Annotated in this window: 13 protein-coding genes; 5 read left to right on the forward strand and 8 right to left on the reverse strand. The window is 45.1% G+C overall.

Annotation, left to right across the window (positions count from 1 at the left end; all coding sequences use genetic code 11):
• Window positions 1-110: 110 nt before the first annotated feature.
• Together FHS57_RS23935 and FHS57_RS23940 are read right to left on the reverse strand one after the other, a co-directional pair.
• Window positions 111-803: a response regulator transcription factor gene (locus tag FHS57_RS23935; RefSeq protein ID WP_183978407.1), complete on the reverse strand. Its 693-nt coding sequence runs from the start codon at window positions 801-803 to the stop codon at window positions 111-113.
• A gap of 7 nt (window positions 804-810) precedes the next feature.
• Window positions 811-2,568: a sensor histidine kinase gene (locus FHS57_RS23940; RefSeq protein ID WP_229601442.1), complete on the reverse strand. Its 1,758-nt coding sequence runs from the start codon at window positions 2,566-2,568 to the stop codon at window positions 811-813.
• A 188-nt stretch (window positions 2,569-2,756) separates the two neighbouring features.
• On the opposite strand from FHS57_RS23940, the gene FHS57_RS23945 reads away from it, so the two are divergent.
• On the forward strand, window positions 2,757-3,641 hold the full coding sequence (locus tag FHS57_RS23945; RefSeq protein ID WP_183978130.1) for a T9SS type A sorting domain-containing protein: 885 nt from the start codon (window positions 2,757-2,759) through the stop codon (window positions 3,639-3,641).
• Window positions 3,642-4,049: 408 nt separating this feature from the next.
• Here the strand turns inward: FHS57_RS23945 and FHS57_RS23950 are convergent, their stop codons facing one another.
• From FHS57_RS23950 to FHS57_RS23970, 5 genes are all read right to left on the reverse strand, one after another.
• On the reverse strand, window positions 4,050-4,418 hold the full coding sequence (locus FHS57_RS23950) for a hypothetical protein (RefSeq protein ID WP_183978132.1): 369 nt from the start codon (window positions 4,416-4,418) through the stop codon (window positions 4,050-4,052).
• Window positions 4,419-4,504: 86 nt separating this feature from the next.
• Window positions 4,505-4,645, reverse strand: coding sequence for a hypothetical protein (locus FHS57_RS23955; protein ID WP_164490139.1), 141 nt, complete (start codon window positions 4,643-4,645; stop codon window positions 4,505-4,507).
• 24 nt (window positions 4,646-4,669) lie between these two features.
• On the reverse strand, window positions 4,670-5,110 hold the full coding sequence (locus FHS57_RS23960; protein WP_183978134.1) for an Ig-like domain-containing protein: 441 nt from the start codon (window positions 5,108-5,110) through the stop codon (window positions 4,670-4,672).
• 263 nt (window positions 5,111-5,373) lie between these two features.
• Complete coding sequence (locus FHS57_RS23965; RefSeq protein ID WP_183978136.1) at window positions 5,374-5,763, reverse strand: hypothetical protein; 390 nt, start codon at window positions 5,761-5,763, stop codon at window positions 5,374-5,376.
• A 27-nt stretch (window positions 5,764-5,790) separates the two neighbouring features.
• The gene (locus FHS57_RS23970; RefSeq protein WP_122932620.1) at window positions 5,791-6,261 is read right to left on the reverse strand and encodes an Lrp/AsnC family transcriptional regulator; all 471 of its coding nucleotides are present in this window, start codon (window positions 6,259-6,261) and stop codon (window positions 5,791-5,793) included.
• A gap of 183 nt (window positions 6,262-6,444) precedes the next feature.
• Here FHS57_RS23970 and FHS57_RS23975 point away from each other — a divergent pair, with 183 nt between their 5' ends.
• The gene (locus tag FHS57_RS23975) at window positions 6,445-7,389 is read left to right on the forward strand and encodes an NAD-dependent epimerase/dehydratase family protein (protein ID WP_183978138.1); all 945 of its coding nucleotides are present in this window, start codon (window positions 6,445-6,447) and stop codon (window positions 7,387-7,389) included.
• 4 nt (window positions 7,390-7,393) lie between these two features.
• A complete protein-coding gene (gene kbl / locus FHS57_RS23980; protein ID WP_183978140.1) occupies window positions 7,394-8,587 on the forward strand; it encodes a glycine C-acetyltransferase in 1,194 nt (397 codons plus the stop codon).
• A 122-nt stretch (window positions 8,588-8,709) separates the two neighbouring features.
• Here the strand turns inward: kbl and FHS57_RS23985 are convergent, their stop codons facing one another.
• Window positions 8,710-9,582, reverse strand: a complete 873-nt coding sequence (locus FHS57_RS23985) for a helix-turn-helix domain-containing protein (RefSeq protein ID WP_183978142.1) — start codon at window positions 9,580-9,582, stop codon at window positions 8,710-8,712.
• 122 nt (window positions 9,583-9,704) lie between these two features.
• On the opposite strand from FHS57_RS23985, the gene FHS57_RS23990 reads away from it, so the two are divergent.
• Window positions 9,705-11,378, forward strand: coding sequence for an alpha-L-fucosidase (locus FHS57_RS23990; RefSeq protein WP_183978144.1), 1,674 nt, complete (start codon window positions 9,705-9,707; stop codon window positions 11,376-11,378).
• A 52-nt stretch (window positions 11,379-11,430) separates the two neighbouring features.
• Entirely contained in the window at window positions 11,431-12,657 is a 1,227-nt protein-coding gene (locus FHS57_RS23995; protein ID WP_183978146.1) for an enolase C-terminal domain-like protein, read from the forward strand.
• Window positions 12,658-12,665 lie beyond the last annotated feature (8 nt).

The raw sequence follows: 12,665 nt of genomic DNA on the forward strand, positions 1-12,665 counted from the left end.
GTCTAACCGTTTTTCAACAACCATTTTTATCACTAAGATACAATATGTCAAAGAACTTTAAAAAGATGTGTATATCGGGTAGGTTTCAAAAACCTTATAGGTCTAAAACCTTATACATCTTCCAACAACTTAAACCCTTCGCCGTGGAGGTTCATAATTTGAAGCGCAGGGTCGTCTTTGAGGTATTTTCGTAGCTTGGTAATATAGACATCCATGCTTCGGGCATTGAAGTAAGAATCATCTCCCCAAATCAATTTTAACGCAAAACTGCGGTTGATGGGTTGGTTTTTATTTTCGCAAAACAACTTCAACAAACCTGATTCTTTGCTCGTCAGCTTCTGAGGAACGCCGTTTCTCGTGAGTAATTGATGGTCTGCGTCGAACGTATAACTTCCCAGTTGAAACACACTCGGCTGAGCCTCCAACGTAAAAGTTGTTTTTTGATAACGACGCAGTACTGCCTGAATCCGAAGCAGCAATTCTTCCATACTAAATGGCTTGGTGATGTAGTCGTCGGCGCCTACTTTAAAACCCTGGATTGTATCTTCTTTCATGCTTTTGGCCGTCAGAAAAATGATGGGCACGTCTTTGTCGGTCAGGCGAATTTCTTTGGCCAATGAAAACCCGTCTTTTTTGGGCATCATTACATCAAACAAACATAAATCGTACGTCCCCTCTAAAAATGCCTTTAACCCCGCATTCCCGTCGGTGGCTAATTCTGTTTTATAGCCTTTACTGATGAGGTATTCTTGTAAAAGTTGCCCCAAATTCGGGTCATCTTCGGTCAAAAGAATGCGGGTGATGGGTGGTTTAGTCATGTTTCAATGGCAATTTTACAGTAAATGTACTTCCTTTTCCTAGTTTACTTTCCACGTCGATAGCTCCGCCGTGCGCTTCCACCATCTTTTTGACGTAGCTAAGGCCAAGGCCAAAGCCTTTCACATCGTGAATATTTCCCGTCGGAACGCGGTAGAAAGGGTCAAAAATTTTGGTTTGTTGCTCTTTGGTCATTCCGCGCCCTTGGTCGCTTACGCTTACATAGACAAAATCATCGTCGTTGTGGGTGCCAACAGCAATGTGAGGCGCTTCGGGCGAGTACTTGTTGGCGTTATCCAGCAGGTTGGTCAAAATATTGGTCAGGTGCAACTCGTCGGCTTCTACCAATTCATTGGTGGCCTCAAAACTCAGTTCGATTTCGCCCTCGCGTTGCTCCAATTGTACACCCAAATTGTTGAGCACTTTCTCAATCACATCATGGATGTTCACCACGGTAGGTTTGAGTTTGATTTCGCCGCGATCGAGCAGCGCCATTTGTAATACCTTCTCTACGTGCCCGCCCAAGCGCTGCGTTTCGTCTCGAATGATGCCCAAATACCGCTGGATTTTGGCTTTTTCACTTTGCGGCGTTTCCACTTGTTCGCGGGCCATGCTCACGGCCAACGAAATCGTCGAAAGCGGTGTTTTGAACTCGTGGGTCATGTTGTTGATAAAATCATTTTTGACATCCGAGAGTTTTTTCTGCTTCAAAATGGTCGTCACGGCCACGTAAAAACATCCCAAAATCACCAATAATAACAACGCGGAGCTAATCAGCGTAAAGCTCATATTTTGTAAAATAAACGCTTGCCGTTCGGGAAAATAAACCAGTAACTGACTCGGCAGCGTATTGATTTCGTTGGGAAATAAACTCGCCCGAAACAGCTCGCTCCCCGTCGTGTCGGGGCGGTAAGCAACGGTTGAGAACAGCACATTCGACTGATTGTTGTTTTGAATCGCAAATTCATAAGGCAGCCCAATGCCGCGTTCGGCCAACGATTTTTTCAACAACGAATCAATCATCAAACGGTTTACGCGCTGTTCCATCGGGCGTTTGCTAAACAGCAGGTCTTTGAATACATCTTTCAGCAAATCAGTCTGCGAAGCCAGCGTTTTTGATTTTGCCTCGTTTTCGTCACGTATTGCCCTTTTTTCGAGGGGGTGACGGGCTTTTTGCACCGACGAGCGTACTGTCATCATTACCGAACTATTGCCGAGCGTATCAGCGGGTATTAGTACCCGCCCCATTTGGTCAAACCACGCTTCAAACATCCGTTCTTGTTCGGCGTGAATCCGCAAAAACCGCTCAATATGCGGCAATTCGTCGTTGCGTTGTCGTAAAATTTCATTGATAAGATTGGCCTGAAAATCAGTCATCGACCGATTGCGCGGCGTCAGTGCATCGGTCGGGTTGGTGCCCGTCAGGTTGCCATCTCGCCCCGCCGAAGCCGTATATTCGTCGGGCAGTCGGTGCTTGGGGGTTTGGGTTTTTTGGGCCAAACGGTTCTTATTCAGCGCTTCCAGTTTACGCTGCTGCTGTTCGATTTCCTCGCGTTGTCGAATCAAATAAATGATTTCCTGTTTTTCCAATTTACGGACGACATCCTGCAACGCATCCGAGACTTTGAGTTCAAACTGCTCATTGCGCAACGCCAACGCACTCGTAATCCAATACCATTGAAACCCCATCAGACTGAGCGCCGCCAGCCCCATCAGAGAAATCAATAAGCGTATTTTTTGTTTCGTCATCATTTTTTTTCCAACTCATGCAACGTTTCGTTTCCCAACCCCGACCTTCTAAACGTATCCGTCGATTGTGCATTCAAAATAACGCAATTCGGTCAACCCTTTAACACATTTTAAGAAACTTTAACACGGTCAACGTCTGAAAGTTGCCGAACTTTCGGAGCCAATTCACCAATTAACAACCAAGCAATCCTATGAAAACAAACATGACTTTTTTTGCGCTGGTAGTAGGGCTGGGAGTAGCCACTACGGCAATGTCGCAAGACGTTAAAAAAGAAGAAAAAGCCGCCGACAAAGACAAAGTGACGATTCGCGTGCGGATGTCGGAGGAGAAAGACGGTAAAGTAGAAACGTTTGAGCGGACTTATACGTACAACGGCCTTTCGGAAGAAGAACGCGAGAAGAAAGTGAAAACCATCATGGATTCGCTTCGCAACGACAGCAAAGCCGCCGCCAATCGCCGTTTAAGCGTTGAAATTGAGGAAGGGTCGAGCGTGTTACGTGACAGAGAACGTTGGGGCAACCAAGAACAGATTACCGTTATCCCAAAAGATGGCCGCAAACGCGACGTGCAAATTTATCGCTACGAGCAGCCGTCTGACCGACGCGAGCGCAATGGTGACCGCAAAAGCGAACGTACGTACGAGTTTAAGTTTGACGACGAAGCCTTTGCCGACCGTATGCAGCGGGTTGAAAAGCGGATTGAGCCTCAGATGCGTAAATTAGAACGTAATATGGAAGAATGGAGCCGCGATTTTGAACCCAAATTCAAGGAGTTTTGGCACGGCGACATCAACATCAGCGGCGCAGGAAAACCTGCTTCTATCCGTGGCCTAGAGGCGTATCCTAATAACCCCGAAAAAAATGAATTGAACGTTCGTTTTTATGCCCCCGCCAAAGGCGACGTGACCATCTCGGTAACTGACACCAAAGGCAAACAAATCGCCAAAAAAGAAGTGAAAGATTTTACGGGCGATTACGTAGGTCAATTGGATTTGGGTAAAAACGTCAAAGGCACTTATTTTATCAGTGTTGTTCAGAACGAAGACGGCACTGTGAAGCGTATTGTGGTAGAGTAAAAAAATAACTATTATAATGGCTATATAAAAAGGCGATTCCTCAAAAGAATCGTCTTTTTTATGTAAACTAAAAATATTATTTAATAATCAAAAACTTCCTCGAAATGATTTTTTTGAAGTCTCCATTCGGACGGCAGTACTGAACGATTACTTTTCTTCCCGTTGGATTGGGGTACAATTCTAAGATATTGGGCGCGCTGTCTGAGCACAAATTCTGGCTTCGGCCTTGAACTCGATCCAGCCGTCGGGAGTAGCGGTTTTGGTAAGGGCTTTGAAAGACCTGTTGTTTTCACGCAGGTATTTGGGCTGGTACTGCGAAACGCTGCCTGTTTGAGCAATTAGTTATTTTTCTCCATAGACTAAGAATAAAAAATAAAATATTATCGTATTTCTCATAATGATAGCTGTTTAGTCAATTTTTTCAATTTTGTCAATTACAATAAACGGAGATGGTCCAGCCACTAACGTAGGGCAAGAATCGCAATTAAATGCTCGTCCCCAAATACGGTATTTAAAAGGCTGAGGTTGATTAAGTATATAAGTATTCTCATAAGTAGAGAACTTTTCCAATTGAGAGGGACAAATAAAGCGCGTACCTTCTCCTTCTATCACAAACCCAGCACTTTGATATAAATCAGCCCGTGCATTTTTAATACTTTTAATGTACCTGAATTTGTTATCACTTGACCCACAGGAAGTGGGGTCTTTTTTTTCGCAACTTACGCTCACCAGCATCACTGCCGTGGCGTATAGAAATGGTTTGACTAATCGTTTCATGTTCATACGTTGTTTTTTTAGTGTGAATTTTTTGTTACTAGAATGAAGGGTATTTCATAGGCAGCAGCGTGTAAAAGGGTGGATGATCAATTGATATGCTCGTCTATCTGTTTTTGGTAGGTATCTTTGTCTTTTTGAGCCGAAGCTGACACCATAGATATAAAAGACAGCCCAATAAGGAGAAGGGTATTAACAACTCGCAATGAATTTTTAAATACTTTTTTCATAACATTGAAATTTAAAATTTGATTTTATTTGGGAAGCATCATGAAATCGTACTGCGTTTTTGAACCAATTTCTGCAGGACAACAATAATCTATTCGATTGCGGTCTTTGTAAGAAAAATAACCACGATATTTCAAAGTGTACTTTAATTTATCAAAATACCTATTTAGTACAGTTATTTTGTGATAACTATTAGGAACATCAATCGTGGTAGAGTAGTAGCCTTGTTTATCAGTATAAATTATCTTGAGTTCATCGGCATTAGAAGCAACTCCCCCTTTTCCTCCAGTAATCATAATTTGCACACTATCTACAGGCAATTTAGTATCGTTATCGGTCACTGTACCAAAGACGGTGGTTGTTCGGCTTTTAAAGGGGCTGGAAAAGCAGCCTTCTGTCAGGAGTAGCACAGCGGCGGCGTAGAGGAGCCCCTTAGCCCCTAAGGAGGGAATAACTAATCGTTTCATGTTCATACGTTGTTTTTTAGTGTGAAATTTTTTGTTACTATAATGAAGGGTGTTTCATAGGCAGCATCATGTAAAAGGGTGGATGGATGGCCAAAGATACCTACTATGTTTTTAAAGTAAATATTATTTTTTTAACGATTTAGTAAGCGGTAATTGTGTAAGTATATAAAAAGCTGAGTATTTGGCTGTGAGGGGTAATTAGTTTTCTTACATACTAGATAAGTTAAAGGGAGTATTGGGCGCTATTTTACGGTTTTGAAGATTTAGTTGACTTTCTCGATTTTGTCAATATGGAAATATTTCAATGTCCCTATTACAGCACTAGGACAGCTATCACAGCTATACAATCTCCCCCAAACTCGGTATTTGAAGGGCTGAGGATTTCCTGTATAAAAATTATAGCTTTGTTGTAACTTACCGTCATACAAAGATTCTTGCTGATAACAAATTAGAGGTTCACCTTCTACATTTTCAATAATTAAACCGCCAAAACCTACATCAGCCCGTGCATTTTCTACAGTTTTGATGTAGCTTAGCTTTTGGCCAGAGGAACCACAGCAAGAGCCGTCGTCGCAGGGGTCTTTTCGTTCGCAACTCACGCTCATCAGCATTACCACCGTGGCGTATAGAAATGGTTTGACTAATCGTTTCATGTTCATACGTTGTTTTTTAGTGTGAAGTTACTTCACCGTATAACTCCAACTGTGCTTGATGACTTTTAGTGAAAAGGTACTATTGAGCGTACCTATATTTTCAATTTTTGATAATTTGTTTCGGACAAAGTTATGGTATTCGTCCAAACTCCCTACGTTGATTTTTAACAAGAAATCCACTTGCCCCGCCATGTGGTAACATTCCTGTACTTCTTCTAATTTTTGAATTTCTTCTTCAAAACTCTCAATAAACGCTTTGTCGTGGTAACGCATCGATACTTGGCAAAAGATGGTAATCGGCTGCCCAAGCAAGTCTTTGTCCAAAATAGCCACGTACTGTTTGATAAACCCAAGCTGTTCCAAACGCCTGATTCGTTCATAAACGGGCGACAGGGTAAGGCCCAATCGGGCGGCCAATTCTTTGGTTGTGAGCTTGGCGTCGGCCTGCAAAAGCCGTAGAAGTTTTTTGTCAATATCATCGAGCGATTCGAGTGCCATAAAATTTTCTTTTTATCCTATCTCAATTAAATCCTGTTTAGCGAAATTTTCTTTAAAAACAATGATGCTCAGTAAAATTAATGGATTTTATTGGAATATATACGTCAATAGTAGTGCCTATATAACTTTGTGCCGTTAATTACACTTCATCAAAAGTTAAAAATCAGCTAAAACGCCACAGTTATGAAACAGGAAACGATTTTAGTGATTGGCGCAAATGGTCAGATTGGAACGGCATTGTTGCCTCATTTACAACGCCTCTACGGCTGGGAGAATGTCATCGCAAGTGACCTCCGAGCGGGAGAAAACCAACAAGCGATTTTTGAACGCCTAGACGCCACCGACGCCACGATGCTCGCCAGCGTTGTGCAGCGTTACCGCGTTACTCAAATCTATCATTTGGCGGCGATTCTTTCGGCCAAAGGCGAAGCCGACCCGCTTTGGGCGTGGAACCTCAACATGCAGACCCTGCTCAATGTATTGGAAGTAGCTCGCCTCCACCAAGTCAACAAAGTATTTGTGCCGAGTTCCATTGCGGCTTTTGGCACGCAAGCCCCCAAGTACGAAACGCCTCAATCGGCCCTTCTCGACCCCTCGACGGTGTATGGCATCAGCAAAGTGGCCGCCGAAAACTGGTCGGTTTATTACCACAAACGCTATGGCCTCGATGTGCGCTCGTTGCGCTACCCAGGCGTCATTAGCTACCAATCCATGCCAGGAGGAGGCACTACCGACTACGCCGTTGCCATTTACCACGAAGCCATTCAAGGCAACCGCTTCGAGTGTTTTTTAGCGGCTGATACCTTGTTGCCCATGATTTACATGGACGATGCCCTCCGTGCTACGTTGGAATTGATGGAAGCCCCCGAAGCGGCCATCACGGTACGGACGTCGTACAATTTGGCGGGAATGAGCTTTACCCCCGCCCAAGTAGCCGCTTCTATTCAGACGTATTTTCCTGATTTTCAGGTTGACTACAAACCCGATTTCCGTCAAGCGATTGCCGATTCGTGGCCCAAAACCATTGACGATTCGGTCGCGCGGCGCGATTGGGGCTGGAAACCCCGCTTCGATTTGCCCAAAATGACGAAAGAAATGATTACCCACCTCACCGAAAAAGTTATCTAAACGTATGTACGCAAGCATCAAAAACGAACTCCAACAGGAACTAGACGCCCTCAAAGAAGCAGGGCTTTATAAATCAGAACGAATCATTGTATCGCCCCAATCGGCCGAAATTACTGTTCAGAATGGCAGCGAAGTACTAAATTTTTGTGCCAACAATTACTTGGGTTTGTCGTCTCATCCAGAGGTAATTAAGGCCGCTCACGAAGCCCTCGAAACCCACGGCTTTGGCCTTTCGTCGGTACGGTTTATTTGTGGTACGCAAGACATTCACAAAGAACTTGAGCGCCAAACGGCGGCTTTTGTGGGAGCCGAAGATTGTATTTTGTACGCCGCTGCGTTTGATGCCAACGGTGGGGTTTTTGAGCCGTTGTTGGGAGAAGAAGATGCCATCATCTCCGACGAACTCAACCACGCATCCATCATCGACGGGATTCGTTTGTGCAAAGCCAAACGTTTCCGCTATCAGCACAACAACATGGAGGATTTGGAGGCACAACTCCGCGCTAGTGCCTCGTGCCGCCGCCGATTGATTGTCACCGATGGCGTATTTTCGATGGATGGCACCATTGCGCAATTGGATAAAATTTGCGACTTGGCCGACCAATACCACGCATTGGTGATGGTGGACGAATGCCACGCCAGCGGTTTTATGGGCAAAACTGGTCGCGGAACGCCCGAACACAAAGGCGTGTTAGGCCGTATCGACATCATCACTGGCACCTACGGCAAAGCCTTGGGGGGCGCGTCGGGCGGTTTTACGGCGGCCCGTAAAGAAATCGTCGAATTGCTTCGTCAGCGTTCGCGGCCGTATTTGTTTTCCAATACCCTCGCGCCATCCATTGTGGGTGCTTCGCTCAAAGTATTGGAATTGTTGCGCCAATCGACGGCCCTGCGTGATAAACTCGAAGCCAATACCCGTTATTTCAGAGAGGCCATGACGGCCGCAGGTTTTGATATTTTGCCAGGCGAACACCCCATCGTGCCCATTATGTTGTACGATGCACCCTTGGCGCAGGAGTTTGCCAAGCAGCTATTGGAAGAAGGCATTTATGTCATTGGCTTCTTCTATCCCGTCGTTCCCAAAGGCAAAGCGCGGATTCGGGTACAGATTTCGGCAGGCCACGAGCCAGAGCACTTGCAGCGCGCCGTCGAAGCGTTCGTGAAAGTGGGTCAACGTTTGGGCGTTATTGCTGGCTAAACTTTTCCCCGCAGATGCACGCAGATTTAAAACCGCAGTTGGTCGCAGACTACTATCAGCGCTATTCTGAGGGTATTCCATCTGCGCCAATCTGCGGGGAAAAAATGGATAAAAAAAGCAATTTAACGTAAAGTACTCATCTGAGCCCGAAATTCCCTGGGTGTACGTTGGTGTATTTTTTTGAACGAACGGTTGAAATACGACACGTTACTGTAACCACTTTCAAAAGCTACTTGCGTAATCGGTAAGTCGGTTTGCTGTAAAAGCTGACAGGCAAAGGCGATGCGTACTTCGTTTAAAAAATCTGAAAAAGTACGGTAAGTAAGGTTTTTAAAGAAACGGCAAAACGAATGCAATTGTAACCCTGCCACCGAAGCAGCCTGCTCAATGGTAATGTCTTCCCTGAAGTTCTGCTGAATATACTCCATCAATCGCGAAACGCGGTTCTGATTTTTATCCGTAAACGTAGAAAGCAAAGGGGCTCTATTGAGCCAAATCATGTCTTCGGGGTCAAGCAAAAGCACCATAATCTGTAAGAAAGAGGCCAACAACTGCATATTCTTACTTTCTAACATGTCCTGCAAATAGCCAATAATCCGCTCCTTTTTCTTCCCAGAAAAGCTAATTCCTTTTTTAGACTGCACAAAAAACTCTTCCAACAACTTTGTGTCCACAAAAGGCTTCAGGTATTCCGTCAGTGTAGTGGGATTGATGTACAAAGCCACTGACACCGCAGGCTCGTGCTCGCTTGCAGCGTTAAATTCACTGTACCATACGTGAGGGACATTGGGGCCAACAAAAGTTAAATCCCCGCACTCAAAACGTTCGATGGTTCCCCCGATAATCCGAGTACCAGCACCCGATAAAATATAAACCAGCTGACATTCATTGTGAAAGTGGAAGTCGGTAGCAAACGACGACCGTACAATTTGCTTCACTACAAAGGGCTTTTGAGCCGTAGTAAAATCGGGCAAAAGGGTATAGGTAGCTTTCATTTTTGCAGGGGTGGCTGGTTTTTGCAAATATAGTATTGATAAATAGCAACCAAAAATAGGTTTTTGCCAAAAATCGCCCATTATTTTGTGCAATTCCTTTGACTTACCTATTCTCATTTTCAATGAAAAAGCTTTTTATCATCCTTTGCCTATTTGCCCATGTACAAGTCTCGGCACAACAGTTGGCTAAACCTTCGGCTGTTCAGTACAAATGGCAGGAACAGGGACGCATTATGTTTGTCCACTTTGGGGTGGCAACTTGGCTCGGTCAAGAGTACGACGAAACGGGCGAATTTGACATTTCCCGCATCAATCCTACCCAACTCGACACCGACCAATGGTGCCGTGTGGCCAAATCGTGGGGCGCTAAAGAAATCATTTTTGTGGCCAAACATGCGGGTAGTTTTTGTTGGTGGCCTACCCACACCACAGAGTATTGCGTTAGGAATATTCCGTGGAAAAACGGCAAAGGGGATTTGATAAAAGACTTAGCAGTTTCCTGCAAAAAAGCGGGTTTAAACTTGGGTATCTACATCTACCCTGGCGACATCAAATGGGGCGCGGGGCTTGGAAGTGGAGGAATCACCAAAGACCCTTCCAAACAGGAAGCGTACAACAAAATTTTCAGACAACAACTCACCGAGGTATTGGCCAATTATGGCGAGATGCTCGAAGTATGGTTTGATGGCTCGTGTAAAGTGCCCGTGAGCGATATTTTACAAAAATATGCCTCCAAAGCGGTCATTTTCCAGGGCTCAGATGCCACCATCCGCTGGCCAGGCACCGAAAGCGGCATCCTTCATTATCCCGTTTGGAATTCGCTCCAAGGAAAGGTCTTAAAGTCGGGGGTAGCAACCCAATACGACGATGACCCCGACGGCGATGTTTGGGCGCCTTTGGAGGCCGATGTTACTTTGTACAACCATAATTGGTTTTGGTCGCCCAAAAACGAAGCCAAACGCCGCTCGGTGGACGAGTTGATGGAGATTTTTTACAAATCGGTTGGCCACGGAGGTACGTTACTGCTCAACTCTAACCCCGATACAACGGGGCTTATCCCAGCGGGAGATGTAAAAAGATATGCTGAATTTGGGGCAGAAATCAACCGTAGGTTTGAGCGTCCCTTGGCAGAACTAAACAACAAAGCCGCGAAAGAAGCCGTCTTGTCGCTCGAAAAACCAACGAAAATCAATCACTTGCTATTAAAAGAAGACTACCGACAAGGCCACCGAATCAGAAAATATGAAGTGTGGGGACTTACCAAAAACAAGTGGGAAAAACTGACCACAGGTAGCTCAATTGGGGTGACTAAAATTGATTATTTCGACGATGTTGAAGTCACGGCGATAAAGTTAAAAGTAACCGAACACAAAGGCACTCCCCTAATTCGGAGTTTGGCGGCCTATTACGTAACTGGCTTTGAACTCCCAAAAGCGGAGAAAGAAGCCAAAGAGTACACTATTTTGCAGGAATGGGATACCAAAGATTTTGTCAACGGTAAAGGCCAAATGAGTATCGATTTAGGAAAGTACATTACCGCCCCAGGCCAATACGAAGTAAGTTTTACCAATGCCGTCAGCGTGACGGGGATGTGGGTAGAAAAAGCGGAAATTATTTTTGATAAAGACCCCAATACATTGCAGGAATTTATCCAACGAAAACCCAAAGAGAACGTGTTTTTTATCAACCGAACGGGCCAGATTGATAAAGGAACAAGCTCCATCCTGAAAGTAGAAATGCGTTCAGACAACAAGTCGTTTCAGAATAAAGGCTTTGTCAAAATCAGAAAACGTTGAGAAGGAAGTAATTCGTTAAAGAAATAGAAACCACTATATCCTCACAACCGTTATGGTTATCTCTGCGATTCAGGTACTTGACCGACGTTTCGACCTCCCCAATGGGTCGGGTTCCGATGCAACCCACACCAATCCCCAATATGCCTATGCGGTTTGTGTGTTAAAAACCGATACCTCTCTGGAAGGAATAGGGTTGGCTTTTACCTTAGGGGCGGGCACTGAGTTGGTTTGCCAAGCCATTCAATTTTTATCCGAAAAACTGGTAGGTCAGGAGATTGAAGCCTTAATGGCCAACTTCGGGACGACCTATCGCTCACTGGTTGACTCCCCTTCTTACCGTTGGTTGGGGCCGCACAAAGGGGTTGTTCATTTGGCATTGGCCGCGATTGTCAACGCGTGCTACGACCTTTGGGCAAAATCGCGTCAGGTTCCTCTTTGGAAACTATTGCTGGACTTATCGCCCGAAGAGCTTGTCAATACGTTGGATTTGAGTTATTTAGAAGACGAGCTCACCCGCGAGCAAGCCATTCAATTACTCACTGAGCAATACAAAACGAGAGAAAATAGAAATTCGGTACTCACGACTGGCTACAAAGGCTACGATACGTCGGTCGGTTGGTTTAATTTTTCGGATGAACTTATCGTTGAAAAAACCAAACAGGCCCTCGACAAAGGTTTTACGGCGCTTAAACTCAAAGTAGGTTCTGATGACCCTCTCCGTGACCTCCGCCGAGCCACGTTGATTCGGCAAACGGCGGGAGAGGCCGCCACCATCATGCTGGATGCCAACCAAAAATGGAATGTACCGCAAGCCTTGGATATTTGTCGGCGGCTGGGCAGCATCAACCCGTATTGGATTGAAGAACCCACGCACCCTGATGATGTTTTTGGGCACCAAGCCATTGCCCGAGCCATCGCCCCTTTCAAAGTAGCCACGGGTGAGCATATTCCCAACAAGGTGATTTTTAAGAACTTTCTGCAAGCCAAAGCCATGGATTTTTGTCAAGTAGATGCCGTGCGCGTAGGGGGTATTTCGGAGTTTTTGACGATTAGTTTATTGGCCAAAAAATTCAATATCCCAGTGTTGCCACACGTCGGAGATATGGGGCAGATTCATCAGCATTTGGTGCTTTTTAATCACATCGGAATGGGGCACGAAAACCTGTTTTTAGAGCATATTCCGCATTTACGCTCCTATTTTGTGCATCCTGCCAACATCGTTGAAGGCTATTATCAAGTGCCGCAGGAAGCAGGCAGCAGCAGTGATTTGAAACCCTAAGCCACCAA

Source organism: Runella defluvii, assembly GCF_014195535.1.
In the GTDB taxonomy this organism is placed as follows: Bacteria; Bacteroidota; Bacteroidia; order Cytophagales; family Spirosomataceae; genus Runella; species Runella defluvii.

Coding starts and splice junctions, on each gene's coding strand:
- FHS57_RS23950 (WP_183978132.1), bottom strand. CDS start 4,418: ATGAAACGATTAGTCAAACCATTTCTATACGCCACGGCAGTGATGCTG.
- FHS57_RS23965 (WP_183978136.1), bottom strand. CDS start 5,763: ATGAAACGATTAGTCAAACCATTTCTATACGCCACGGTGGTAATGCTG.
- FHS57_RS23975 (WP_183978138.1), top strand. CDS start 6,445: ATGAAACAGGAAACGATTTTAGTGATTGGCGCAAATGGTCAGATTGGA.
- FHS57_RS23985 (WP_183978142.1), bottom strand. CDS start 9,582: ATGAAAGCTACCTATACCCTTTTGCCCGATTTTACTACGGCTCAAAAG.
- FHS57_RS23945 (WP_183978130.1), top strand. CDS start 2,757: ATGAAAACAAACATGACTTTTTTTGCGCTGGTAGTAGGGCTGGGAGTA.
- FHS57_RS23995 (WP_183978146.1), top strand. CDS start 11,431: ATGGTTATCTCTGCGATTCAGGTACTTGACCGACGTTTCGACCTCCCC.
- FHS57_RS23970 (WP_122932620.1), bottom strand. CDS start 6,261: ATGGCACTCGAATCGCTCGATGATATTGACAAAAAACTTCTACGGCTT.
- kbl (WP_183978140.1), top strand. CDS start 7,394: ATGTACGCAAGCATCAAAAACGAACTCCAACAGGAACTAGACGCCCTC.
- FHS57_RS23940 (WP_229601442.1), bottom strand. CDS start 2,568: ATGATGACGAAACAAAAAATACGCTTATTGATTTCTCTGATGGGGCTG.
- FHS57_RS23990 (WP_183978144.1), top strand. CDS start 9,705: ATGAAAAAGCTTTTTATCATCCTTTGCCTATTTGCCCATGTACAAGTC.
- FHS57_RS23960 (WP_183978134.1), bottom strand. CDS start 5,110: ATGAAACGATTAGTTATTCCCTCCTTAGGGGCTAAGGGGCTCCTCTAC.
- FHS57_RS23955 (WP_164490139.1), bottom strand. CDS start 4,645: ATGAAAAAAGTATTTAAAAATTCATTGCGAGTTGTTAATACCCTTCTC.